This window comes from Streptomyces sp. NPDC008137, from assembly GCF_042957035.1.
Classification (GTDB): Bacteria; Actinomycetota; Actinomycetes; order Streptomycetales; family Streptomycetaceae; genus Streptomyces.
This window is the reverse complement of sequence record NZ_JBIBHN010000021.1, coordinates 99,902-123,526: the sequence shown is the minus strand read 5'-3', so window position 1 is coordinate 123,526 and position 23,625 is coordinate 99,902. Positions and strand designations below refer to the sequence as shown.

22 protein-coding genes are annotated in these 23,625 nt (G+C 70.4%); 13 read left to right on the top strand and 9 right to left on the bottom strand.

Annotation, left to right across the window (positions count from 1 at the left end):
* Positions 1–67: 67 nt before the first annotated feature.
* From ACFZBT_RS28255 to ACFZBT_RS28230, 6 genes are all read right to left on the bottom strand, one after another.
* Positions 68–1,492, bottom strand: coding sequence for a BNR-4 repeat-containing protein (locus tag ACFZBT_RS28255; protein WP_391109003.1), 1,425 nt, complete (start codon positions 1,490–1,492; stop codon positions 68–70).
* Between the two features lie 16 nt (positions 1,493–1,508).
* On the bottom strand, positions 1,509–1,829 hold the full coding sequence (locus ACFZBT_RS28250; protein ID WP_391109000.1) for an L-rhamnose mutarotase: 321 nt from the start codon (positions 1,827–1,829) through the stop codon (positions 1,509–1,511).
* Positions 1,830–1,846: 17 nt separating this feature from the next.
* Complete coding sequence (rhaS, locus tag ACFZBT_RS28245; protein WP_391108997.1) at positions 1,847–2,932, bottom strand: rhamnose ABC transporter substrate-binding protein; 1,086 nt, start codon at positions 2,930–2,932, stop codon at positions 1,847–1,849.
* Positions 2,933–3,010: 78 nt separating this feature from the next.
* Positions 3,011–3,985, bottom strand: a complete 975-nt coding sequence (locus ACFZBT_RS28240; RefSeq protein ID WP_391108994.1) for an ABC transporter permease — start codon at positions 3,983–3,985, stop codon at positions 3,011–3,013.
* The gene (locus tag ACFZBT_RS28235) at positions 3,978–5,018 is read right to left on the bottom strand and encodes an ABC transporter permease (RefSeq protein WP_391108991.1); all 1,041 of its coding nucleotides are present in this window, start codon (positions 5,016–5,018) and stop codon (positions 3,978–3,980) included. The genes ACFZBT_RS28240 and ACFZBT_RS28235 overlap by 8 nt, the downstream gene beginning before the upstream one ends.
* Positions 5,015–6,532, bottom strand: a complete 1,518-nt coding sequence (locus ACFZBT_RS28230) for an ATP-binding cassette domain-containing protein (protein WP_391108988.1) — start codon at positions 6,530–6,532, stop codon at positions 5,015–5,017. Before ACFZBT_RS28230 ends, ACFZBT_RS28235 begins: the two co-directional genes overlap by 4 nt.
* Positions 6,533–6,804: 272 nt before the next feature.
* Here ACFZBT_RS28230 and rhaI point away from each other — a divergent pair, with 272 nt between their 5' ends.
* The 6 genes from rhaI (at position 6,805) to ACFZBT_RS28200 (ending at position 14,521) form a co-directional block, all read left to right on the top strand.
* Positions 6,805–7,965, top strand: a complete 1,161-nt coding sequence (gene rhaI, locus ACFZBT_RS28225) for an L-rhamnose isomerase (RefSeq protein ID WP_391108985.1) — start codon at positions 6,805–6,807, stop codon at positions 7,963–7,965.
* A 111-nt stretch (positions 7,966–8,076) separates the two neighbouring features.
* Positions 8,077–10,116 carry a bifunctional aldolase/short-chain dehydrogenase gene (locus tag ACFZBT_RS28220; protein WP_391108983.1) on the top strand — a complete coding sequence of 680 codons (2,040 nt, stop codon included), beginning with the start codon at positions 8,077–8,079 and terminating at the stop codon, positions 10,114–10,116.
* Positions 10,113–11,561 (top strand): FGGY-family carbohydrate kinase, encoded by a 1,449-nt coding sequence (locus tag ACFZBT_RS28215; RefSeq protein ID WP_391108980.1) that lies wholly within the window; start codon positions 10,113–10,115, stop codon positions 11,559–11,561. Before ACFZBT_RS28220 ends, ACFZBT_RS28215 begins: the two co-directional genes overlap by 4 nt.
* 70 nt (positions 11,562–11,631) lie before the next feature.
* Positions 11,632–12,387, top strand: a complete 756-nt coding sequence (locus ACFZBT_RS28210) for a heterodisulfide reductase-related iron-sulfur binding cluster (protein WP_391108976.1) — start codon at positions 11,632–11,634, stop codon at positions 12,385–12,387.
* Complete coding sequence (locus tag ACFZBT_RS28205) at positions 12,384–13,862, top strand: LutB/LldF family L-lactate oxidation iron-sulfur protein (protein ID WP_391108973.1); 1,479 nt, start codon at positions 12,384–12,386, stop codon at positions 13,860–13,862. Before ACFZBT_RS28210 ends, ACFZBT_RS28205 begins: the two co-directional genes overlap by 4 nt.
* Entirely contained in the window at positions 13,859–14,521 is a 663-nt protein-coding gene (locus ACFZBT_RS28200; RefSeq protein ID WP_391108970.1) for an LUD domain-containing protein, read from the top strand. The genes ACFZBT_RS28205 and ACFZBT_RS28200 overlap by 4 nt, the downstream gene beginning before the upstream one ends.
* Here the strand turns inward: ACFZBT_RS28200 and ACFZBT_RS28195 are convergent.
* Positions 14,497–15,291, bottom strand: coding sequence for an SDR family oxidoreductase (locus tag ACFZBT_RS28195; RefSeq protein WP_391108967.1), 795 nt, complete (start codon positions 15,289–15,291; stop codon positions 14,497–14,499). The genes ACFZBT_RS28200 and ACFZBT_RS28195 overlap by 25 nt on opposite strands.
* A 287-nt stretch (positions 15,292–15,578) precedes the next feature.
* Between ACFZBT_RS28195 and ACFZBT_RS28190 the strand changes: the two genes are divergently transcribed.
* Together ACFZBT_RS28190 and ACFZBT_RS28185 are read left to right on the top strand one after the other, a co-directional pair.
* Positions 15,579–16,436 carry an AAA family ATPase gene (locus tag ACFZBT_RS28190; RefSeq protein ID WP_391109077.1) on the top strand — a complete coding sequence of 286 codons (858 nt, stop codon included), beginning with the start codon at positions 15,579–15,581 and terminating at the stop codon, positions 16,434–16,436.
* Entirely contained in the window at positions 16,433–17,797 is a 1,365-nt protein-coding gene (locus ACFZBT_RS28185; protein ID WP_391108964.1) for a VWA domain-containing protein, read from the top strand. The genes ACFZBT_RS28190 and ACFZBT_RS28185 overlap by 4 nt, the downstream gene beginning before the upstream one ends.
* Positions 17,798–17,803: 6 nt before the next feature.
* On the opposite strand, the gene ACFZBT_RS28180 is transcribed toward ACFZBT_RS28185, so the two are convergent.
* On the bottom strand, positions 17,804–18,160 hold the full coding sequence (locus tag ACFZBT_RS28180; RefSeq protein ID WP_391108961.1) for a cupin domain-containing protein: 357 nt from the start codon (positions 18,158–18,160) through the stop codon (positions 17,804–17,806).
* Positions 18,161–18,253: 93 nt separating this feature from the next.
* A complete protein-coding gene (locus ACFZBT_RS28175) occupies positions 18,254–18,511 on the bottom strand; it encodes a hypothetical protein (RefSeq protein WP_391109088.1) in 258 nt (85 codons plus the stop codon).
* Positions 18,512–18,650: 139 nt separating this feature from the next.
* On the opposite strand from ACFZBT_RS28175, the gene ACFZBT_RS28170 reads away from it, so the two are divergent.
* The 5 genes from ACFZBT_RS28170 (at position 18,651) to ACFZBT_RS28150 (ending at position 23,622) form a co-directional block, all read left to right on the top strand.
* A complete protein-coding gene (locus tag ACFZBT_RS28170; RefSeq protein WP_391108958.1) occupies positions 18,651–19,571 on the top strand; it encodes a metal ABC transporter solute-binding protein, Zn/Mn family in 921 nt (306 codons plus the stop codon).
* Positions 19,568–20,416, top strand: a complete 849-nt coding sequence (locus ACFZBT_RS28165) for an ATP-binding cassette domain-containing protein (RefSeq protein WP_391108955.1) — start codon at positions 19,568–19,570, stop codon at positions 20,414–20,416. The genes ACFZBT_RS28170 and ACFZBT_RS28165 overlap by 4 nt, the downstream gene beginning before the upstream one ends.
* Positions 20,413–21,285 (top strand): metal ABC transporter permease, encoded by an 873-nt coding sequence (locus tag ACFZBT_RS28160; RefSeq protein ID WP_391108952.1) that lies wholly within the window; start codon positions 20,413–20,415, stop codon positions 21,283–21,285. The genes ACFZBT_RS28165 and ACFZBT_RS28160 overlap by 4 nt, the downstream gene beginning before the upstream one ends.
* Before the next feature lie 114 nt (positions 21,286–21,399).
* Complete coding sequence (locus tag ACFZBT_RS28155; RefSeq protein ID WP_391108949.1) at positions 21,400–22,782, top strand: FAD-binding protein; 1,383 nt, start codon at positions 21,400–21,402, stop codon at positions 22,780–22,782.
* A gap of 30 nt (positions 22,783–22,812) precedes the next feature.
* Positions 22,813–23,622 carry an alpha/beta fold hydrolase gene (locus ACFZBT_RS28150; RefSeq protein ID WP_391108946.1) on the top strand — a complete coding sequence of 270 codons (810 nt, stop codon included), beginning with the start codon at positions 22,813–22,815 and terminating at the stop codon, positions 23,620–23,622.
* Positions 23,623–23,625: the final 3 nt, after the last annotated feature.

Below are 23,625 nucleotides of genomic sequence, written 5' to 3'. Positions count from 1 at the left end.
GGAAAGAGGGGGCGGCGGCCGGAGCGGCTTCACATTACCGGCATGCCGCCCCGGCGACCGGGTCCGGTCAGGCGGGCAGCCGGAAGTCGGCGACGTGCAGCGCCGAGGGCGTCGTACCGCTGGATTTCTCCTGGTACATGAAGGACAGCACGCCGTCCTGAGCGACCCGGGTCTCGTCGATGACGACCTCGCCGAAGGCGTTGAGCCCACTGCCGTCGAACAGGATCTTCCAGTCGGTGTACCCGGAGGCCGCGGAGGCGCCGGCGATCCGGCCGAAAGGGAAGACCGCGTAGGCGTTGTCGTACTTGTCCAGGATCAGCTTGGTGCGCTGGCTGGAGTTCAGCGGGACGGGGATCTCGGTCTTCTGCCAGGTGCCGGAGGCGTTCCTGCGGACGTGGAATGCCCGGCCGCCCGCGGTCCGGTTCGCGACGTAGTTCGTGGTGCACTGGCCGAAGCGGCCGGGGACGTAGGAGATGATCGCGTGCGGCCGGCCCGCGGAGTCGGTGAACTGGCTCTCCTGGTTCATCAGGGAGTGGTCCGCATTGAGCGGGTCGACGACCAGGCCGGTGTCGTTCACGGACACCTTGTCGGAGCCGCCCGTCACACCCACGACGGTTCCGGCGTTGTTGCGCCAGGTGCGCCCCCGGTCGTCGGAGTAGACGTAGCCGGTGTCGTGGTTGCTGATGCCTCCGCCGTTGCACATCACGGCGCCGTTCTGCTCACGCCAGGTGAAGAAGGAGTGCAGCCGCCCGTTCCGGTCGTAGTCGATGCCGTGCAGGTACATGTTCCGGGCGGTCGAGGAGCCGTGCTCGCTGGTGTAGGTGCCCGTCGAGCTGGACCACTCGCCCAGGTTGGTCCACTTGGTGCCGTCGTACTCGGCCAGCGCGTTGCGGCCGTTGCCGGAGACGGCGACGCGGTAGCTCAGCTGGAGCCGGCCCTCGGGCGTGGAGACGAACTGCGGGTAGGTGAACTGCGACGTCAGTGCCAGGCCGTCCAGGGTCGACTGCGGCGACCCGAAACGGGCGGCGGTCCAGCTCAGCCCGCCCGGGTTGTCCATGAGCCCGGCGACGGACTTGACGTAGGTGAAGCCGTCGCTGTGGGAGTCCATGTTGAGATGCAGCCGGCCGTCGACCCTGGACACGCCCATGGAGATGACGTTGTGGGAGTCGTCGTACCGCAGGGTGTGCCCGACCTTCACGGTGGACCAGGTGCCCGAACCGAGAGCGCGGCGGCCGACGACGGCATTGCGGTCGGCGGTGTACCAGACGGCGTACTGGTAGCCCTTGTAGGTCAGCAGGCCGTTCTTCTGGAACGCGTTGTTGTTGACCAGTCCGTCGTACGACACGAAGAAGACGGCCTGGCCGTCGAGCGTGGTGGTGCCGGTCCGGGTCACGGAGGGGCCCGGGTCGGCGGCCCGGGCGGTGCCGGAGGCGAGTGCGGGGCTCACCACGGCTCCGGCGAGGGCGGCGGCCAGCAGCGTACGTCTGTGCATCTCGTGGACTCCATCGTCATGCGAGGTGGAACACTTCCGTGAGGGGTTTCATGGCCTCGTCGGGCCGGGCGCCGTCCAGCGACTCGAAGAACGGCGCCATCTCCGCCTGCCAGCGGGCGTTGACGTCGGTGGCTTCCATTCCGGCCAGGGAGGCCGCGAAGTCCTCGGTCTCCAGATAGCCGACCAGCAGTCCGTCCTCGCGCAGGAACAGCGAGTAGTTGCGCCAGCCGGTGTCGATGAGCGCCTGGCGCATCTCGGGCCACACGGTGGCGTGCCGCTCGCGGTACTCGTCGAGGCGGTCCGCCCTGACCTTCAGCAGGAAGCACACGCGCTGCATCAACAGATCTCCAGGTGTCAGAAGTTGAACTGGTCGATGTTCTCGGCGTTGAAGACGGTCGGCTTGCCGAGGCTGATGACGCCGTCCTTGCCGATGGTGTACTCGCCCATGGAGCCGGCCTTGAAGGTCTCGCCCTCCTTGCCGGTGATCTGCCCGGAGGACAGCGCGACGGCGGTACGGGCCGCCAGCTCGCCGAGCTTGGCCGGGTCCCACAGCTCGAACGCCTCGACGGTGCCGTTCTTGACGTACTTGCGCATGTCGTTGGGGGTGCCGAGGCCGGTCAGCTTGACCTTGCCCTTGTACTTGGAGCCCGACAGGTACTGGGCGGCGGCCTTGATGCCGACGGTGGTCGGGGAGATGATCCCCTTCAGGTTCGGGTACTCCTGGAGCAGGCCCTGGGTCTGCTGGAAGGACTGCTGGGCGTCGTCGTTCCCGTACGCGGTCTTCACCAGCTTCATGTTCTTGTACTCGGGCTTCTTCAGCTCGTCCTTCATGAAGTCGATCCAGGTGTTCTGGTTCGTCGCGGTCTGCGCGGCGGACAGGATCGCGATCTCGCCCTTGTAGTCGAGCTGCTTGGCGAGCAGCTGCACCTCGGTGCGGCCCAGGTCCTCGGCGGAGGCCTGCGAGACGAAGGCGTTGCGGCAGCCGGCCGTGGTGTCGGAGTCGTAGGTGACGACCTTGATGCCGTTCTTCATGGCCTGCTTGAGCGCGGTGCACAGGGCGCCCGGGTCCTGCGCGGAGACGGCCATCGCGTCGACCTGCTGCTGGGTGAGCGTGTTGACGTAGCTGACCTGCCCGGCGGTGTCGGTGGCGCTGGACGGACCGACCTCCTTGTAGTTGGAGCCCAGCTCCTTCAGGGCCTTCTCGCCGCCCTTGTCGGCGGAGGTGAAGTACGGGTTGTTGACCTGCTTGGGCAGGAACCCGACGGTGAGGCCCTTCTTGGTGGCGGCGTTCGGGTCGGCCTTGCCGGCGGTGGCGGCAGACGCCCCTTCGTTCGCCACGTCCTTCTTGGTGGTGCCACCGCCGCAGGCCGTGAGGGCCAGGGCGAGGGAGGTGGCGGTGGCGAACACCGCGCAGGTGCGGCGGAGGGTTGACTTACGCATGACGGTTTCCTTTGAACGAGGTTGAGGGAAGCGCCTTCAGGGGCGCGGGGAACCGCGCGACCAGCCACAGACGGTCGGTCAGCCGGACGATTGGGCACGCACAACGGCGATCTGCCGAGCAACCCGAGGCCCAAGAACAGAAAGCACGAGCAACACACCGGTCACGACGATCTGCGACTGGGCGGACACGTCCTGGAGGCTCATCACGTTCTGCAGCGCCCCGAGCAGGAACACTCCCGCGATCGCCCCACCCAACGTGCCCTTGCCACCGTCGAAGTCGATCCCGCCGAGCAACACCGCTGCCACGACCGACAGTTCGAGCCCCGTCGCGTTGTCGTAGCGCGCGCTGGCGTAGTGCAAGGCCCAGAACACGCCGGTCAGGGAGGCCATCAACCCGGTCAGCGTGAACAGGAGCAGCTTCTGCCGCTTCACCCGGATCCCGGCGAACCGCGCCACCTCCTCACTCGCCCCGATCGCGAACAGCGACCGCCCGAACGGCGTGGCGTGCAGCGCGACCACGGCGATGGCGAGCAGGACGAGGAACGGCAGGAAGGCGTACGGGATGAACGTGTCACCGAGGCGCCCGGCCGCGAAGTCCAGATACTGCGTGGGGAAATCGGTCACGGCGTCGGACCCGAGCACGATCTGCGCGATGCCCCGGTACGCGGCGAGCGTGCCGATCGTGACGGCCAGCGAGGGCAGTCCCAGCCGCGTCACCAGCAGCCCGTTGACCAGCCCGCACACCACACCCAGCAACAGACAGATCGGGATGATCGTCTCGATGGCCATGCCCTGGTTCCACAGGGCGCCCATCACGGCACCCGACAGGCCCGCCGTGGAGGCGACCGACAGGTCGATCTCCCCGGACACCACAAGCAGCGTCATCGGCAGGGCGATCAGCGCGATCGGAAGCGTGTTGCCGATCAGGAACGACAGGTTGAGGGCGTTCCCGAACCCGTCCACGAATCCGAAGGAGAAGAGCAGGACCACGACGAGCAGGGCGCCCACAACCGTGTCCCAGCGAATCGCTCGGCTCAGGGAGATGTCAGCCATGGCGGGCGTTCCTCTTCTTCAGGGCGGAGGCCACGCGCAGCGCGACGACCCGGTCGACCGCGATCGCGAGGATGAGCAGGATGCCGTTGATGGCGAGCACCCAGACCGAGCTGACCCCGAGGGCGGGCAGCACACTGTTGATGGAGGTCAGCAGCAGCGCGCCGAGGGCCGCGCCGTAGACGCTGCCGGAGCCGCCGGTGAAGACGACACCGCCGACCACGACCGCGCTGACGACGGTCAGTTCGTAGCCGTTGCCGGTACCGGAGTCGACGTTGCCGAACCGGGCGAGGTACATCGCGCCGGCGAGTCCCGCGAGGGCGCCGCAGAAGGTGTATGCGGCGAGGATCCGCTTGCGGACGGGGATGCCGGCGAGCCGGGCGGCCTCGGGGTTGGAGCCGAGCGCGTAGAGCTCGCGGCCGCTGCCGTAGTGCTTGAGGTAGTACGCCGTCGCCACGAGCACCGCCAGGGCGATCAGCGCCAGGTACGGCACCGCCCAGATGCCGCCGGAGCCGAAGTCGACGAACCCGCCGGGCAGGTCGGCCGCGGTGATCTGGCGGGAGCCGACCCAGATGGAGTCGATGCCGCGGATGATGTAGAGCGTACCGAGGGTGACGACGAGCGCGGGCACCTGGCCGAGGCTGACGAGCAGTCCGTTGAGCAGTCCGAAGCCGATGCCGAGCAGGACGGCCAGCGCGATCGCCACGACCGGGTCGCCCCCGCCCTGGAGATACGTTCCGGCGGCGAAGGCGCTGATGCCGAGCGTGGATCCGACGGACAGGTCGACGTTCCTCGTGATGACCACCAGGGACTGGCCCGTGGCGACCAGCACCAGGATCGTCGCGTTCAGCAGCAGGTCCTTGATGCCCTGCTCGGACAGGAACTCGCTGTTGCCGGCCTGGGTGACGGCGATCATCACCAGGAACACGACCAGGATGGCGAGTTCACGCATCCTGAAGACCCGGTCGGCCAGCCGTGTGCCGCTCGACCTGGGCACGTCGGCCACGGGGGCCTCTCGGGGAGTGACGACCGTCATGCGGCGGCCCTCCCGGTGGCTGCGGCCATCACGGTTTCCTCGGTGGCGTCGGAGCGCGGGATCTCGGCGGTGAGACGGCCCTCGTGCATCACCAGCACGCGGTCGGCCATGCCGAGGATCTCGGGCAGGTCGGAGGAGATCATCAGGACGGCCACACCGTCGGCGGCCAGCTGGGACAGCAGCCGGTGCACCTCGGCCTTGGTGCCGACGTCGATGCCCCGGGTCGGTTCGTCGACGATCAGCACCCTGGGGCCGGTGGCCAGCCACTTGGCGAGCACGACCTTCTGCTGGTTGCCGCCGGACAGGGTGTTGACGGTGTCGGCGATCCGGGCGTACTTCACCTGGAGCTTGACGGCCCAGTCGAGGGAGCGGCTGCGCTCGGCGCCCCGGTCCATCAGCCCCGCCTTGACGGTCGTACGCAGCCCGGTGAGGCCGATGTTGCGCTCGATGGACATGTCCATCACCAGGCCCTGGGCGCGCCGGTCCTCGGGGACCAGGGCGAGTCCGGCGGACATCGCGGTGGAGGGGGCGCCGTTGACGAGGGCCTTGCCCTGGACGGAGACCTCGCCGGCGTCCCAGCGGTCGATGCCGAACACGGCCCGGGCGACCTCGGTGCGGCCCGCGCCGACGAGCCCGGCGAGGCCGACGATCTCGCCGTGCCGCACCTCGAAGGAGACGTCGGTGAAGACGCCCTCCCGGGTGAGGCGGCGCACGCTCAGGGCGACTTCGCCCGGTGTCACGTCCTGCTTGGGGTACAGCTCGTCGAGGTCGCGGCCGACCATGCGGCGCACGAGGTCGTCCTCGGTCATGCCGTCCAGGGGCTCGCTGGCGATCCAGGCGCCGTCGCGCAGGGTGGTGACCCGTCGGCAGATCTCGAAGATCTCCTCAAGGCGGTGGGAGATGAACAGCACGGCGGCGCCCTGGTCGCGCAGGGTGCGTACGACGCCGAAGAGGCGGGCGACCTCGCTGCCGGTGAGGGCGGCGGTCGGCTCGTCCATGATCAGGACGCGGGCGTCGAAGGAGAGGGCCTTGGCGATCTCGACGATCTGCTGGTCGGCGATGGACAGGCCGCGGGCGGGCCGGTCGGGATCGAGTTCGACGCCGAGGCGCTCCATGAGGGCGGCGGTCGCGTTGTGCGTGGCCTTGTGGTCGATGCGGCCGAGGGCGCGCTTGGGCCTGCGGCCCATGTAGATGTTCTCGGCGATCGACAGGTCGGGGAAGAGCGTGGGCTCCTGGTAGATCACGGCGATGCCGGCGTCACGGGCGTCGCCGGGGCCGTTGAAGACGACGGGCGCACCGTCGAGCAGCACCTGGCCGGCGTCCGGCCGGTGCACTCCCGCGAGCGCCTTGATGAGGGTGGACTTGCCGGCACCGTTCTCGCCGGCGAGGGCGTGCACCTCCCCGGGAAACAGCTCCAGGGAGACGTCCCGCAGTGCGCGGACCGCGCCGAAGGACTTGGACACGTCCCTCAGCGCCAGAACCGGCGCCGGACCCGTGGTGGACGGGTGGGTCATGAGGGCTCCTCGACGACGTCGGCGGGATGCCCTCTCGACGTCGTGAAAGGTTTCAACTGGATTGCCGGGACGTTAGGCGGGCCGCGCATGTCACGTCAATGGGTACCGGTCGAAAATATTTCGAGGCCGGTTCGAGGCTCGAAGGTCACGCGCCGGTCACGGGAAACCGCGCGAGCCGGAGGGGTTGACACCCCTTCGGGAGGCCCATAGCTTCACGTCCTGAATCGTTTCATTCAGTGGTCGTTACGACCCGATGCCACAGGAGCCCTGACGTGACCGAGCTCGCCGCGGCGAAGACCGCGCTCAAGACCCAGGCCGTCGAGACGCCGTCGTGGGCGTACGGGAACTCGGGCACCCGGTTCAAGGTGTTCGCGCAGGCGGGCGTGCCGCGTGATCCGTACGAGAAGCTGGACGACGCGGCGAAGGTGCACGAGTTCACGGGGGTCGCCCCGACGGTCGCGCTGCACATTCCGTGGGACAAGGTCGACGACTACGCGGCGCTGGCGAAGCACGCGGAGCGGCGTGGTGTGCGGCTCGGCGCGATCAACTCCAACACCTTCCAGGACGACGACTACAAGCTGGGGAGCATCTGCCACCCGGACGCGGCGGTGCGGCGCAAGGCCGTGGATCATCTGCTGGAGTGCGTCGACATCATGGACGCGACGGGGTCGACGGATCTGAAGCTGTGGTTCGCCGACGGGACGAACTATCCCGGGCAGGACGACATCCGGGGGCGGCAGGACCGGCTGGCCGAGGGGCTCGCGGAGGTCTACGAGCGGCTGGGCGAGGGGCAGCGGATGCTGCTGGAGTACAAGTTCTTCGAGCCGGCGTTCTACACGACGGATGTTCCGGACTGGGGCACCGCTTACGCGCACTGTCTGAAGCTCGGGCCGAAGGCGCAGGTCGTGGTCGACACGGGACATCACGCGCCGGGGACCAATATCGAGTTCATCGTGGCGACGCTGTTGCGTGAGGGGAAGCTCGGGGGGTTCGACTTCAACTCGCGGTTCTACGCGGACGACGACCTGATGGTGGGGGCCGCGGATCCGTTCCAGTTGTTCCGGATCATGTATGAGGTGATTCGGGGTGGGGGGTTCACGCCTGACGTCGCGTTCATGCTCGATCAGTGTCACAACATCGAGGCGAAGATTCCGGCGATCATTCGGTCGGTGATGAATGTGCAGGAGGCTACGGCGAAGGCGTTGCTCGTTGACGGGGATGCGCTGGGTGCGGCGCAGGCGGCCGGGGATGTCCTCGAGGCCAATGCCGTGGTGATGGATGCGTACAACACGGATGTGCGGCCATTGCTGCGGGAGGTGCGGGAGGAACTGGGGTTGGACCCCGACCCTGTTTCGGCGTACCGGCGTTCGGGGTGGGGGGAGAAGATCGTCGCCGAGCGGGTTGGTGGGCAGCAGGCGGGGTGGGGTGCGTAAGCGTCTGCCGAAATCTGTTGTCTGCGGGGGGCGGGTTGTTCGTGGTTGATCGCGCAGTTCCCCGCGCCCCTGAGTGAGTCATCCGCCGTCCCTTGAAAGGAACTCCTATCCATGGCAACCCATCCCGAAGCTGCCGCTCTGCTCGCCCGGTCGCACCGGCTCGGGGCCGATCCCCGTAACACCAACTACGCGGGAGGCAACGCCTCCGCCAAGGGCACCGAGACCGATCCCGTCACCGGGGGCGATGTGGAGTTGATGTGGGTCAAGGGGTCCGGTGGGGATCTGGGGACGCTGACCGAGGCCGGGCTCGCCGTGTTGCGGCTGGATCGGATGCGGGCGCTGGTCGATGTGTACCCGGGTGTCGAGCGCGAGGACGAGATGGTCGCCGCGTTCGACTACTGCCTGCACGGGAAGGGCGGGGCGGCTCCCTCCATCGACACCGCCATGCACGGGCTGGTCGAGGCCGCGCATGTCGATCATCTGCATCCTGATTCCGGGATCGCGCTCGCCTGTGCGGCCGACGGGGAGAAGCTGACCGCCGAGTGTTTCGGGGACAGTGTGGTGTGGGTGCCGTGGCGGCGGCCCGGGTTCCAGCTCGGGCTGGACATCGCCGCCGTGAAGGAGGCCAATCCGCAGGCCATCGGGTGCGTGCTCGGCGGGCACGGGATCACCGCCTGGGGAGACACGTCCGAGGAGTGCGAGCGGAACTCGCTGCACATCATCCGGACCGCCGAGGCGTTCCTCGTCGAGCGGGGGAAGGCCGAGCCCTTCGGGCCGGTGATCGAGGGGTATGCCGCGCTGAGTGCCGGTGAGCGGCGGGAGCGGGCCGCCGCGCTCGCGCCCCATGTGCGCGCCCTCGCGTCGCAGGACCGGCCCCAGGTGGGGCACTTCGACGACTCCGAGGTCGTTCTCGACTTCCTCGCCAGTGCGGAGCATCCGCGGCTGGCCGCGCTGGGCACCTCCTGCCCGGACCACTTCCTGCGGACCAAGGTCCGGCCGCTCGTCCTCGACCTGCCTCCGTCCTCGACGCTGGACGAGGCCGTCGACCGGCTCAAGGAGCTGCACGCCGGGTACCGCGAGGAGTACGCCGCCTACTACCGGCGGCACGCTCTGCCCGACTCCCCCGCGATGCGCGGCGCCGACCCGGCGATCGTGCTGGTCCCGGGGGTGGGGATGTTCTCGTTCGGCAAGGACAAGCAGACCGCGCGGGTGGCCGGGGAGTTCTACGTCAACGCCATCAATGTGATGCGGGGCGCCGAGGCCGTCTCGACGTACGCGCCGATCGAGGAGTCGGAGAAGTTCCGTATCGAGTACTGGGCGCTGGAGGAGGCCAAGCTTCAGCGGATGCCGAAGCCCAAGGCACTGGCCACGCGGGTCGCGCTCGTCACCGGTGCGGGCAGCGGGATCGGGAAGGCCATCGCCCACCGGCTCGTGGCCGAGGGCGCGTGTGTGGTCGTCGCGGACCTCAACGGTGAGAACGCCCAAGCCGTCGCCGAGGAGCTGGGCGGGGCCGACAAGGCGGTCGCGGTGACGGTGGACGTCACGTCCGAGGAACAGATCGCCGAGGCGTTCCGGGCGGCCGTGCTGGCCTTCGGCGGAGTCGATCTCGTGGTCAACAACGCGGGGATCTCGATCTCCAAGCCGCTGCTGGAGACCTCCGCCAAGGACTGGGATCTCCAGCACGACATCATGGCGCGCGGGTCCTTCCTGGTGTCGCGGGAAGCGGCGCGGGTGATGATCGCGCAGGGGCTCGGGGGCGACATCGTCTACATCGCCTCGAAGAACGCCGTGTTCGCGGGCCCCAACAACATCGCATACTCGGCCACCAAGGCCGACCAGGCCCACCAGGTTCGGCTGCTCGCCGCCGAGCTGGGCGAGCACGGGGTCCGGGTCAACGGGATCAACCCGGACGGTGTCGTGCGCGGCTCCGGGATCTTCGCCGGGGGGTGGGGGGCGAAGCGGGCCGCCGTGTACGGGGTCGAGGAGGAGAAGCTGGGCGAGTTCTACGCGCAGCGGACCATCCTCAAGCGCGAGGTGCTGCCCGAGCATGTGGCGGGCGCCGTCTTCGCGCTGACCGGCGGGGACCTGACCCACACCACCGGGCTGCACATCCCGGTCGACGCCGGCGTCGCGGCCGCCTTCCTGCGATGAGCGCGGGTGTGAAGTCGTACGCCGCGGTCGACCTCGGCGCGTCCAGCGGGCGTGTCATGGTCGGCCGGGTCGGCCCGGACTCGCTGGAGCTGAGCGAGGCCCACCGCTTCTCGAACCGGCCGGTGCGGGTGCCGGAGGGGCTCCGCTGGGACGTGCTCGGGCTCTACGCCGGGGTGCTGGACGGGCTGCGGGCGGCCGGGCCGGTCGACTCCGTCGGCATCGACAGCTGGGCCGTGGACTACGGCCTGCTGGACGCCGACGGGGCGCTGCTCGGCAACCCGGTGCACTACCGCGACAGCCGCACCGAGGGCGTCGCGGAGAAGGTGTGGGCGACCGTACCCGCCGAGGAGCTGTACACGGCCACGGGGCTTCAGTACGCGCCCTTCAACACCCTGTACCAGCTGACGGCCGCCCGTTCGAGCGCCCAGCTCGACCGGGCCCGGCGGCTGTTGCTGATGCCGGATCTGCTGACGTACTGGCTGACCGGTGAGCAGGGCACGGAGCTGACCAACGCCTCGACGACCCAGCTGATCGATCCGCGCACCCGGGACTGGGCGTACGGGGTCGCGGAGCGGCTGGGCATCGATCTCGGGCTGTTCGCGCCGCTGCGGCAGCCCGGGGACGCCGCGGGTGTGCTGCGGCCGGAGGTGCTGGAGGAGACCGGGCTGACCGGTCCCGTGCCGGTGACGGCCGTAGGGTCGCACGACACCGCGTCCGCGGTCGCCGCCGTGCCGGCGTCGGGCGAGCGGTTCGCGTACATCTGCACCGGCACCTGGTCGCTGGCCGGTCTGGAGCTGGACGCGCCGGTGCTGACCGAGGAGAGCCGGGCGGCCAACTTCACCAACGAGCTGGGGCTGGACGGCACGGTCCGGTATCTGCGCAACATCATGGGGCTCTGGCTGCTCCAGGAGTGTGTGCGGGCCTGGGGCGAGACGGATCTGGGCGCGCTGCTGCTGGATGCCTCCAAGGTGCCGACGCTGCGGTCGGTCGTCGACGCCGGTGACGCGGCGTTTCTCGCGCCGGGGCGGATGCCCGAGCGGATCGCGGAGGCGTGCCGGGCCTCGGGGCAGCCGGTGCCCGGGTCGCCGGCCGAGGTGACGCGCTGCATCCTCGACTCCCTCGCGCTCGCGCATCGCAAGGCCGTCCAGGACGCGCAGCGGCTCGCGGGGCATCCGGTCGACGTCGTGCATGTGGTGGGCGGTGGCACGCGCAACGCGCTGCTGTGCCAGCTGACCGCCGACGCCTGCGGGCTGCCGGTGGTCGCCGGGCCGACGGAGGCCGCCGCTCTGGGAAACGTGCTGGTGCAGGCGCGGGCGCACGGTCTGGTCGGGGACCTGGCGGGGATGCGGCGGCTGCTCGTCCGTACGCAGCCGCTCACGCGGTACGAGCCGCGCGGCGGTACGGAGCGGTGGCACGCCGCGCAGGACCGGCTCGCCGGGGACTGACGGGGTCTCCCCCGGATCTTGTCCCCGCACTACGCTTCACTCATCCGATGACCGACCACAAGGAGCCGCGATGCGTGTCGCCCTGTTCCTGACCTGCGTCAACGACACGCTGTATCCGGACACCGGGCGCGCCGTGGTGAAACTGCTGACCAGACTGGGCGTCGACGTCGACTTCCCGATGGCGCAGACCTGCTGCGGACAAGCGCACTACAACACCGGATACCGTCACGAGGCCGAGCCGCTCGCCCGGCATTTCTCCGATGTATTCAGTGAGTACGAGGCGATCGTGACGCCGTCCGGGTCATGCGGGGCGATGGTGCGCGAGCTGTATCCGCGGATGGGTGAACGAGCCCGGGCCGAGGGGCGTGGGGACAGCCTCGCGGCCACGCTGGCGCCGGTGGTGCCGAAGACGTACGAACTCACGGAGTTCCTGGTGGACGTGCTGGGCGTGACGGACGTCGGGGCGTACTACCCGCACAGGGTGACGTACCACCCGACCTGCCACGGGCTGCGCGGGCTGGGGCTCGGCGACCGGCCCCGGCGGCTGCTCCAGGCCGTGAAGGGGCTGGAGCTGGCCGAACTGCCGGGGGCGGACGAGTGCTGCGGGTTCGGCGGCACCTTCGCCCTGAAGAACTCCGACGTCTCGGCGGCGATGGGCACCGACAAGGTGCGCAACGCCGAGTCGACGGGCGCCGAGGTGCTGTGCGCGGCCGACAACTCCTGTCTGATGCACATCGGCGGCACGATGACCCGGCTGCGGACCGGCATGCGGCCGGTGCACATCGCTGAGATCCTTGCGAGCACGGAGGAGGAACCGGCCGTATGAGCGGGACGTTCGTCGGCATGCCGGCGTTTCCGGAGGCCGCGCGGGAGGCCGTGGGCAACGAGACCCTGCGCGGCAATCTGCGGCACGCCACGCACACCATCCGCGCCAAGCGGGCGAAGGCCGTGACGGAGGTGTCCGACTGGGCCGAGCTGCGCGAGGCGGGCAAGCGGATCAAGGACCACACGCTGCGCCATCTCGACCGCTACCTGGAGCAGTTGGAGGAGTCGGTCACCGCGGCGGGCGGCGTCGTCCACTGGGCCGCCGACGCGGACGAGGCCAACGAGATCGTCACCCAGCTCGTGAAGATGACCGGCGAGTCCGAGGTCGTCAAGGTCAAGTCGATGGCCACACAGGAGATCGGGCTCAACGAGGCGCTGGAGGCCGAGGGCATCCGCGCCTACGAGACCGATCTCGCCGAGCTGATCGTGCAGTTGGGCAAGGACCGGCCCTCACACATCCTCGTCCCGGCCATCCACCGCAACCGGGGCGAGATCCGGGACATCTTCCGCTCCGAGATGAGCGAGTGGGGCCGCCCGGCCCCCGAGGGCCTCACCGACACGCCCGCCGAACTCGCCGAGGCGGCCCGGCTGCACCTGCGGGAGAAGTTCCTGCGCGCCAAGGTCGGCATCTCCGGCGCCAACTTCATGGTCGCCGAGACGGGCACCCTGGTGGTCGTGGAGTCCGAGGGCAACGGCCGGATGTGCCTGACCCTGCCCGAGACGCTGATCTCGGTCGTCGGCATCGAGAAGATCGTGCCGACGTGGCAGGACCTGGAGGTGTTCCTGCAGACCCTCCCCCGTTCCTCGACGGCCGAGCGGATGAACCCGTACACGTCCACCTGGACCGGTACGACCGATCAGGACGGGCCGAGCACCTTCCATCTGGTGCTGCTGGACAACGGCCGCACCGACACCCTCGCCGACGAGGTCGGCCGGCAGGCGCTGCGCTGCATCCGCTGCTCGGCGTGTCTCAACGTCTGCCCGGTGTACGAACGGGCCGGCGGCCACGCCTACGGCTCGGTGTACCCGGGCCCGATCGGCGCGATCCTCAGCCCCCAGCTGCGGGGCACGGCCGGCGAGATCGACGCCTCGCTGCCGTACGCGTCCTCGCTGTGCGGGGCGTGCTACGAGGTGTGCCCGGTCGCCATCGACATCCCCGAGGTGCTGGTGCATCTGCGGGAACGGGTCGTGGAGGGCGGTGAGGTCACCCGGGAGGGCAACAAGGTGGTGCTGCGTCCGGCGAAGGGGCATGCCGCCGAGCGTGCGGCGATGCGGGCGGCCCGCTGGGCGTTCACGCACCCGGGCGCGCTGCGCACCGGCCAGCGCGCGGCCTCGCGGACTCGTCGCTTCCATCCCCGCACACTGCCGGGACCGGGCAGAGCGTGGAGCGGCTCGCGGGATCTGCCCTCGGTACCCGCCGAACCGTTCCGGGACTGGTGGCAGCGCACGCGTGGCGGGAAGGACGGGGCCAAGTGAACAGCAGGGAGCGGATTCTCGGCCGGGTGCGGCGGGCGCTGGCGGATGTGCCGCGGGACGACACGCCGTACGAGGAGGCGGTCGCGCGCGACTATGCGCGCGAGCACGGGGACCGGAGTGTCGAGCGGACCGTCGAGCTGCTGGCCGAGAACCTGGCGGACTATCGGGCCGCCGTGCACCGCACGGACGCCGAGGGACTGGCCGGGCTGATCGCGGGGCTGCTGGACAAGCGGGGTTCGGCTTCGGTGCTGGTGCCGCCCGGACTGGACCCGGCGTGGCTGGAGCGGACCGGGGTGACGCGGGTGGCGGACCGGGCGGAGAGCACTCCGGGTGAACTCGACCGGGTGGACAGTGTCGTGACGGCCTGTGCGGTGGCGATCGCGGAGACCGGCACGATCGTGCTGGACGGCTCGCCCGACCAGGGGCGGCGCCGGATCACCCTCGTCCCGGACCACCACATCTGCGTCGTCCGCGTCCCCGGGCAGGTCGTGTCGTCGGTGCCGCAGGGACTGGAACGCCTCGACCCGACGCGGCCGTTGACGTGGATCTCGGGGCCTTCGGCGACCAGTGACATCGAGCTGGACCGGGTCGAGGGGGTGCACGGGCCGCGCACGCTGGAAGTGGTGCTGGTCGGTCAGGGGAGGATCGAGTCGACGTAGCCGCCGTCGACGCGCAGGGCACCGCCCGTGGTCGCCGAGGCCTGGTCGGAGCCGAGGTAGACGACCATGTTCGCGATCTCCTCCGGCTCGATCAGCCGCTGGAGCAGGGACTGCGGCCGGTGCTGTCGCATGAAGGCGCGCTGGGCCTCGTCCCAGGGCAGGTCGCGGTCGACGAGCTGGTGGACGAAGTCCTCGACGCCGCCGGTGTGGGTCGGCCCGGCGATGACGGAGTTGACTGTGACGCCGGTGCCGGCCGCCTGCTTGGCGAAGCCCCGGCTCACCGCGAGCAGGGCGGTCTTGGACATGCCGTAGTGGATCATCTCGGCGGGGATGACGACCGCCGAGTCACTGGCGATGTACTGCACGCGTCCCCAGCCGCGTTCGGTCATGCCGGGCAGGACGAGCCGGGTGAGGCGTACGGCGGCCAGGACGTTGACCTCGAAGTAGCGCCGCCACTCGTCGTCGCTGATCTCCAGGGGGTCCGCGGACTCGAAGACGCCGAGGTTGTTGACGAGGATGTCCACCTGCCCCAGGGTGTCCACCGCCTGCCGCGCGCCCTCCTCGGTCGTCACGTCGGCGGCCACCGGCACCAGGTCGGCGCCGGGGGCCTCGCCCCGCATCCGGTCCACGGCCTCTTGCACCCGCCCGGGCGAGCGGCCGTTGACACCCACCCTGGCGCCCGCCCCGGCCAGGCCCGAGACGATCGCGGCGCCGATGCCCTGTGTGGAGCCGGTCACCAGCGCGGTGCGGCCCTTCAGATCGATCCGCATGCCGTGTCATCCCTTTCGGTGCCGGGTGTGATCGGGTACCCCCTCGGTGTCCGGTTACCGGGTCCGGGAGTTCGGGCAGCAGCGTCTCGCGGGGGCCGGTCCGGGGCAGGTGCTGGGGCTGGGGGGCGGAAGGGCTGATCCTGATGGTCACGGGGGTGGTCACTCCGGCGGTCGGGGCGGTGGCGGTCGCGGTGGCGTGACGAACGAGACGGGGAACCCCCGTGACATCCTGGCTGAACAAGCGCTTAGATAGTGGCCTCGTCTTCGCCGCTGACCTGGAGGCCCCGTTGTTCACATCCGTCGACGACGTCTCCGCGCGTCTGGCCGGGACGGGGTATCTCGCCTCGCCCGCCGTCGCCACGACCGTCTTCCTCGCCGACCGCCTCGGCAAGCCGCTGCTGGTCGAGGGCCCGGCCGGCGTCGGCAAGACGGAGCTGGCCAAGGCCGTCGCCGAGGTCGCGGACGCGCGGCTCGTGCGCCTGCAGTGCTACGAGGGGGTCGACGAGTCCCGGGCGCTGTACGAGTGGAACCACGCCAAGCAGCTCCTGCGCATCAGCGCGGGCCGCGACGAGTCGTGGGACGAGACGCGCACGGACATCTTCAGCGAGGAGTTCCTGCTCACCCGGCCGCTGCTGACCGCCATCCGGGGCGACGACCCGAAGGTGCTGCTGATCGACGAGACCGACAAGGCGGACGTCGAGGTGGAGGGCCTGCTCCTGGAGGTGCTCAGCGACTTCCAGGTGACCGTGCCCGAGCTGGGCACCATCACCGCGACGCGCCGCCCCTTCGTCGTTCTCACCTCCAACGCGAGCCGGGAGCTGTCCGAGGCGCTGCGCCGACGCTGCCTCTTCCTCCACATCGGCTTCCCGGACGAGGAGCTGGAGCGCCGGATCGTACGGCTGAAGGTGCCGGGGCTCGACGAGGCACTGGCCCGCTCGGTCGTCCGGGTCGTGGGCGCGCTGCGGGCGATGGACCTGCGCAAGGTGCCGTCGGTCGCCGAGACCATCGACTGGGCGCGCACCCTGCTCGCGCTGGGCGCCGGAACCCTGGACGAGACGGTCGTGCGGGCCAGCCTCGGCGTACTCCTCAAGCATCAGGAGGACATCCTCAAGGCGAGCGCCAAGCTCGACCTGGACGCGCTGTGACCACCCCGTCGGGCCCGGGCGTCGCGGAGCGGCTGACGTCCCTGGTCGGGGCGCTGCGCGCGCACGGCATCCGGATCGGCACCGGCGAGACGGTCGACGCTGGGCAGGCGATCGAGGCGCTCGGTCTCTTCGACCGGGAGCTGCTGCGCGAGGGTCTGGCGGCGACGCTGCTGCACGGCACCGGGCAACGGCAGGTGTTCGACCCGGTCTTCGACCTGTACTTCCCGCGCGGTGTGGGCGCCCCGGAGCAGAAGGCCGCGGGCAGGGAGAACCTGCGTGACCGGCTGGCCGCCGCACTCGCCGCCGACGACCAGGTGCTGCTGGGCCGGCTGGCGGTCGAGGCCGTCGACGGTTTCGGGGGCTACGGTTCCTCGCCGGAGTCGGACGGCTGGTCGTCGTACCAGGCGCTCGAACGGCTGCGCCCGCAGACCCTGCTCGCCCGGGTCCGCGACGATGTGCGCGGGCAGGGCGGGAGTTCGGGGTTCGCCGACCGGCTGCTGGAGGACGAGATCCGGCGACGGATCGACAGCTTCCGCGCGTTGGTGGCCGCGGAGGCGCGGCGCCGGGTCGCCGAGCGGCGCGACCGGGACGAGATCGCCCGGCGGGCGGTGGCCCCGACCGCCGACCGGGTCGACTTCCTGTTCGCCGGGAAGGCCCGGCTGGCCGAGCTGCGCAGGGCGGTCCAGCCGCTCGCCCGCAAGCTCGCGACCCGGCTCGCGGCCCGGCGCCGCCGCGCCTCCCGGGGCACGATCGACCTGCGCCGGACCCTGCGCGGTTCGCTGTCGACGGGCGGAGTGCCGATGAAGCCGGTGCTGCGCCGGCGCCGCCCCGCCCGCCCGGAACTTGTGCTGCTGTGCGATGTGTCGGGGTCGGTGTCCGGCTTCTCGGACTTCACGATGCTGCTGGTTCAGGCTCTGCACGACCAGTTCAGCAAGGTGCGGGTGTTCGCCTTCGTCAACCGGGTCGACGAGGTGACCGCGCTTCTTCGGCACGGCACCGCGGACCCGGAAGGCCTCAGTGCCCGTATAGGGGCGGAGGCCACCCTCACCGAGTGGCACGACAGCAGCGACTACGGCACGGCGCTGGGTGAGTTCGCCGAGGTGTACGCCGACGCCGTCGGTCCGCGCACGACCGTCTTCGTCCTCGGCGACGCCCGGACGAACCGGAGCGACCCGAATCCGCCCGCCGTACGGCGCATCGCCGAACGGGCACGCCGCGTCTACTGGCTGAACCCCGAGCAGCGCTCCCTGTGGGGCACGGGCGATTCCGTCGCGCCGGTCTACGCCGAGCTGGTCGAGATGTACGAGTGCCGCAATATCCGGCAGCTCAGCGCGCTGGTGGCACGGCTGCTGCCGGTGTGACGGGCGCTACTTCTTCGCGAACTCCCTCGCCGACTGCCCCTGGAAGTCGTAGACCACGACCTGCTCGTCGCCCACCACCCAGGCGTCGTGGCCGGGCGTGCAGACGTAGACGTCGCCGGGGCCGACCTCGGTCTCACCACCGTCGTCCATGCGGATGTGCATGCGGCCCTGAAGCATGTAGGCGTTGTGGTGCATCTGGCAGGTGTCGGTGCCCGCGATCGGGCCCACGGACTCGGACCAGCGCCAACCGGGCTCGAAGGTCGCCACGGCGAAGTCGAGCTCCGTCATGTGGACGGCTTCGAGGTGGCCACGGGGAAAATCACGCCGCTCGTCCGGCTTGTCGAGTGTCTTCACTTCCAACATGACGCGCTCCCTTCCGGCCGCGGCGCACCGCGGCCGGGGGCCGGCCTCCCCGGCGGCCCTGGACGCCGCCGTCGGCGGCCGGCCTCCTACCCCTCAATCGTCCGCCCGGCCGTCCGGGGCCGCCACCGAAGAACGTCCGCTCAGGCCTCGTTTCCCCAGCGCTCGGCGAAGCGTCAGGCGTTCGAAGGCGAACCGCATCGCGTCCGCGGCGGTGGCCGCCCGCTTGGACGGCGGGGCGTCCTCCAGCATGACGATCACGGCGGTGGTGCCGAGCTCACGGGCGGCTTCTCCGGGTTCCGGCGGTCGCGCGGCACGACTTCGCAGACCGGTCCGAAGGTCGCGGCGATTCACTGGATTTCCAGTCCAGATCCATCCTTCAACAGTTGGCAATGGTTTTCACATGACTTCGGCCGGAATCCGCTTTTGACATTCATTCCCATCTAGCGTGGTGCTCCAGAACACCCCTGTGCACATCCGTCCTGGAGGAGCCATGCCCCTGTCCACACCCCGCCGCCTGGCGCTGCTGACCAGCGCGTCACTGGCCCTTCTCGCGGGCTGCGGCAGCTCGTCGGACTCCGCCGACGCCGAGAGCACGCCGGCCCGTGTCGCGGTGGTCGCCTCCACCGACGTCTACGGCGACATCGCGCGACACGTGGGCGGCGACAGAGTCGATGTCACCTCGATCATCAGCGACCCCGACCAGGACCCGCACTCCTACGAGGCCGACCCCCAGAACCAGCTCGCCCTCTCCAAGGCCGAGGTCGTGGTGGAGAACGGCGGCGGCTACGACGACTTCGTCGGCCGCATGCTGAAGGGCGGCCACAACGACTCCGCCCAGGTGATCGACGCGGTGAAGGTCTCCGGCAGGACCGCGCCGAAGGGCGGCGAGCTGAACGAACACGTCTGGTACGACTTCCCCACCGTCGCCAAGGTCTCCGACCGCATAGCGGCGGCCCTTACCCGGGCCGACCCGTCCGACGCGGCCGACTTCAAGAAGAACGCCGCCGACTTCAAGGCCCGGCTCACGCCCCTGGAGGCGAAGGAGGCCCGCATCAAGAAGGAGCACGGCGGCGCGGGCGTGGCGATCACCGAGCCCGTGCCGCTGTACATGACGGAGGCCTGCGGACTCGTCAACCGCACTCCCGCCGCGTTCAGCGAGGCGATCGAGGAGGGCGACGACGTCTCCCCGCGGGTCCTGCGGGAGAACCTGGCGCTGTTCAGCGGCAGGAAGGTCGAGGCACTCGTCTACAACGAGCAGACCTCCGGCCCGCAGACCGAGAAGACCGAGGCGGCGGCCAAGGCGGCCGGCATCCCCGCCGTGCCCGTGACCGAGACCCTGCCGAAAGGCGAGGACTACCTCGGCTGGATGACCGCCAACGTCGACGCGCTCGCGGGCGCGCTGGCCAAGTGACCGCGATATCCGGGCAGGACGGCGTTCCTGTCGTCAGTCTGCGCGGCGCGGCCCTGTCGTACGGCGCCCGCGAGGTGTGGAGCGGCCTCGATCTCGACGTCCGGGCCGGGGAGTTCCTGGCCGTGCTGGGGCCGAACGGTGCGGGCAAGACCAGTTTCGTACGGGCGCTGCTGGGCCGCCGGCCGCTGTCCGCCGGGACGCTGTCCGTCCTCGGCCGCCCCGCGCGCGACGCCGCCCGGGAGATCGGCTACGTCCCGCAGCAGGCCGCGCTGTCCGCCCAGGCCATGCTGCGTGCCCGGGACCTCGTGCGGTTCGGCATCGACGGGCACCGCTTCGGGCCAAGGCTGCGCACCGGCGGGGTCCGTCGCCGGGTCGACGAGATCCTTGAGGCGGTCGGGGCGGCGGCCTACGCCGATGTCCCGCTCGGCATGCTGTCCGGCGGCGAACGGCAACGTGTCCGCATCGGGCAGGCCCTGGCCACCGACCCGCGGCTCCTGCTGTGCGACGAGCCGCTGCTGTCGCTCGATCCGCACCACCAGCGGGCCGTCACCGAGCTGATCGACGCCCGGCGCCGCTCCCACGGCACGGCGGTGGTCTTCGTGACGCACGAGATCAACCCGGTGCTGGGCATGGTCGACCGGGTGCTGTACCTGGCCCCCGGCGGCCACCGCGTCGGCATCCCGGACGAGGTGCTGACCTCCGAGTCGCTGTCCCTGCTGTACGGCACGCAGGTCGACGTCGTACGGGTGCGCGGCCGGGTGGTGGTCGCGGGCGCGCCCGACGGACCGGCCGCACCGGCACACCATCCCGAGCAGTCGCACGAGACGGACGGAGTGCGCGCATGACGCTCGCCGCCGGGATCTGGCACCAGATCTTCGACTTCACCGACTACGGCGAACTCCTCGCCCTGGTCCGCGACTCCCTCGTCGCGGGCGTGGCGCTGGGGCTGGTGGGCGGGCTGGCCGGGGTGTTCGTGCTGATGCGGGACCTGCCGTTCGCGGTGCACGGCATCAGCGAACTGTCCTTCGCGGGCGCGTCGGCGGCGCTGCTGCTGGGCGTGAACATCGTGGCCGGGTCGATCGCCGGCTCGCTCCTCGCCGCCGGGGCCATCGGGGTGCTGGGGACGCGGGCCCGGGACCGCAACTCGGTGATCGGCATCATCATGCCGTTCGGGCTGGGCCTGGGCGTGCTGTTCCTGGCCCTCTACAAGGGCCGCGCGGCCGGCAAGTTCGGGCTGCTCACCGGGCAGATCGTCGCCGTGGACACCCCGCAGCTGTCGTGGCTGCTCGGCACGTCCGTGCTGGTGCTCGCCGCCCTTGCGGTCATGTGGCGTCCGCTCGCCTTCGCCAGCACCGACCCGGACGTGGCCGAGGCGCGCGGGGTGCCGGTGCGGGCGCTGTCCTTCGGTTTCATGCTGGTGCTCGGGCTCGCGGTCGCCCTGTCGGTGCAGGTCGTCGGCGCGCTGCTGGTGCTCAGCCTGGTCGTCACCCCGGCCGCTGCCGCCGCGCGCGTCACCGCGTCGCCGGTGCTGCTGCCCCTGCTGAGCGTGCTGTTCGCCGTGGCCTCGATCGAGGGCGGCGTCCTGCTCGCGCTGGGCAGCAGCATCCCCATCAGCCCCTACGTCACGACGATCTCCTTCGGCGTCTACGCCGTGTGCCGGGTGGCCGGCCGGCGGCTCAGCGTTCGAAGACCACCCGCCCGTCGAACACGGTGAGATCCACCTGAATCCGCGGACAGCCGGGCGCGACTCCCCGCCGGACATGCACAGCCGCGTGGTCGGCGGGACGCTGGTGATATCAGCACGGGCACGCGTCCCGAGGAGATCGTCATGAACAGCGCCACCCTGGAAGACATGCGGACCACGCTGCGAGGACCGGTCATAGGCCCACGGGACGCGGAGTACGACCAGGCCCGCAAGATCTACAACGCGATGATCGACAAGCATCCCGCCGCCATCGTGCGGTGCGCCGACGCCGCGGATGTCATGGCCGCGGTCGCCTACGTCCGCGATCACGGCCTGGAGCTCGCCGTGCGGGGCGGCGGGCACAGCGGCCCGGGCCTGTGCCTGGTGGACGACGGCGTCACCATCGACCTGTCGCCGATGCGCGGGGTGCGTGTCGACCCGGCGGCGAGGACCGCACAGGCAGACGGTGGCGCTCAGCTCGGCGACCTGGACCACGCCACGCACGCCTTCGGCCTGGCCACCCCGACCGGGATCATCTCCATGACCGGGGTCGGAGGCCTGACCCTCGGCGGCGGACACGGCTATCTCACCCGCAAGTACGGCCTGACCGCGGACAACCTGATCGCCGCCGACGTCGTGCTGGCCGACGGCAGCTATGTCACCGCCAGCGCGGACGAGCACCCGGACCTCTTCTGGGCCCTGCGCGGAGGCGGCGGCAACTTCGGCATCGCGACCTCCCTCACCTACCGGCTGCACCCGGTGGACACGGTCGGGGTCGGCGTGACCGTCTGGCCGGTCGATCACACCCGCGAGGCGCTGGCGTGGTACCGCGAGTTCCTCCCGCGGGCGCCCGAGGACGTGTACGGCTTCTTCAACGTCTTCGTCGTCCCGCCCGGCCCGCCCTTCCCCGAGGAACTCCACCACCAGAAGGTGTGCGGCATCGTGTGGTGCCTCACCGGCGACCTGGACGGGCTCGACGAGACGCTGTCCGTGGTGAACGAGGCCGGACCGCCGGCCTTCCACTTCACGACACCGATGCCCTACGTCGGGCTGCAGAGCATGTTCGACGAACTGATCCCGACCGGCTACCAGTGGTATTGGCGCGGCGACTTCTTCGACCACATCCCGGACGCCGCCCTGGACGTGCACCTCAAGTACGGCGAGAACAACCCCACCCAGCTCTCGCTGATGCACCTCTACCCGGTCGACGGGGCGGCCCACCGGATGGGCCCGGACGACACGGCCTGGAGCTACCGGGACGCGGTCTGGTCGGGCGTCTTCGCCGGTGTCGACCCCGATCCGGTCAACGCCGACGCCATCAGGCAGTGGTGCGTCGACTACCAGGAGGAGCTGCACCCGTACTCCATGGGCGGCGCGTACGTGAACTTCATGGGGACGGGCGAGGGCCAGGAGCGGGTCCGGGCGACGTACCGCGACCACTACGACAGGCTCGCCCGGGTCAAACGGACCTACGACCCGGACAACCTGTTCCACGCCAACCAGAACATCGCGCCGGCACAAGGGTGAAGACACGGGTCACCGCCACGGGAGGCGGCCATGGGACACATGATCAACGCTGACGGTGTGGATCTCTGGGTCGAGCGACGGGGCCAGGGGCCCGACGTCCTGCTCATCGCGGGGCTCGGGGACCCCGCCGAGGCGTGGGAGGCGCAGCTCGACGGACTCTCGGACCGCTACCGGCTCACCGCCTTCGACAACCGTGGTGTCGGGCGTACGCCGCTGCCCGAAGGGCCCCTCACCGTGCCTCGGATGGCCGACGACGCCGCGGCACTGCTGCGCGCGCTCGATATACCGGCCGCCCACGTGACCGGTTTCTCGGGAGGCAGCTTCATCGCGCAGGAGCTGGCGTTGCGGCATCCCGGCCTGGTCCGCAGCCTGGTCCTGATGAGTACGACGGCCCGTCCGGACCCCTACTTCCGTGCCATGACGCGCTTCTGGGACTGGATGGTGGAGCGAGCCCCGAGCGAGCGGGCCATGCTGGAGGCGTTCTACCTGTGGATCTACACACCGCGGGCCCACGCCGACGGCACGGTCGACCGGCTCATCGACGAGGTGCTGGCCTTCGGGCACCCGCAGTCCACGGAAGCCTTCCGGCGCCAGCTCGCCGGGTTCGGCCGCCATGACACGGCCGACCGCCTCGGCGGCATCACCGCACGGACACTCGTCCTCTCAGGTGAGATCGACCTCGCCACACCGCCCCGCCTAGGCCGCGCGGTTGCCGACGGCATCCCGGACGCCGAGTTCGAGATCCTGCCCGGAGAGGCTCATCAGCCTTTCCAGGAGGTGCCGGAGGTGTTCAACGCACGGGTCGAGGCGTTCTGGCGCAAGGTGGAGGCGCAGGACTGACGG

Coding starts and splice junctions, on each gene's coding strand:
- ACFZBT_RS28235 (WP_391108991.1), bottom strand. CDS start 5,018: ATGACGGTCGTCACTCCCCGAGAGGCCCCCGTGGCCGACGTGCCCAGG.
- ACFZBT_RS28230 (WP_391108988.1), bottom strand. CDS start 6,532: ATGACCCACCCGTCCACCACGGGTCCGGCGCCGGTTCTGGCGCTGAGG.
- ACFZBT_RS28250 (WP_391109000.1), bottom strand. CDS start 1,829: ATGCAGCGCGTGTGCTTCCTGCTGAAGGTCAGGGCGGACCGCCTCGAC.
- ACFZBT_RS28220 (WP_391108983.1), top strand. CDS start 8,077: ATGGCAACCCATCCCGAAGCTGCCGCTCTGCTCGCCCGGTCGCACCGG.
- ACFZBT_RS28210 (WP_391108976.1), top strand. CDS start 11,632: ATGCGTGTCGCCCTGTTCCTGACCTGCGTCAACGACACGCTGTATCCG.
- rhaS (WP_391108997.1), bottom strand. CDS start 2,932: ATGCGTAAGTCAACCCTCCGCCGCACCTGCGCGGTGTTCGCCACCGCC.
- ACFZBT_RS28215 (WP_391108980.1), top strand. CDS start 10,113: ATGAGCGCGGGTGTGAAGTCGTACGCCGCGGTCGACCTCGGCGCGTCC.
- ACFZBT_RS28205 (WP_391108973.1), top strand. CDS start 12,384: ATGAGCGGGACGTTCGTCGGCATGCCGGCGTTTCCGGAGGCCGCGCGG.
- ACFZBT_RS28160 (WP_391108952.1), top strand. CDS start 20,413: ATGACGCTCGCCGCCGGGATCTGGCACCAGATCTTCGACTTCACCGAC.
- ACFZBT_RS28155 (WP_391108949.1), top strand. CDS start 21,400: ATGAACAGCGCCACCCTGGAAGACATGCGGACCACGCTGCGAGGACCG.
- ACFZBT_RS28255 (WP_391109003.1), bottom strand. CDS start 1,492: ATGCACAGACGTACGCTGCTGGCCGCCGCCCTCGCCGGAGCCGTGGTG.
- ACFZBT_RS28195 (WP_391108967.1), bottom strand. CDS start 15,291: ATGCGGATCGATCTGAAGGGCCGCACCGCGCTGGTGACCGGCTCCACA.
- ACFZBT_RS28150 (WP_391108946.1), top strand. CDS start 22,813: ATGGGACACATGATCAACGCTGACGGTGTGGATCTCTGGGTCGAGCGA.
- ACFZBT_RS28240 (WP_391108994.1), bottom strand. CDS start 3,985: ATGGCTGACATCTCCCTGAGCCGAGCGATTCGCTGGGACACGGTTGTG.
- ACFZBT_RS28180 (WP_391108961.1), bottom strand. CDS start 18,160: ATGTTGGAAGTGAAGACACTCGACAAGCCGGACGAGCGGCGTGATTTT.
- ACFZBT_RS28170 (WP_391108958.1), top strand. CDS start 18,651: ATGCCCCTGTCCACACCCCGCCGCCTGGCGCTGCTGACCAGCGCGTCA.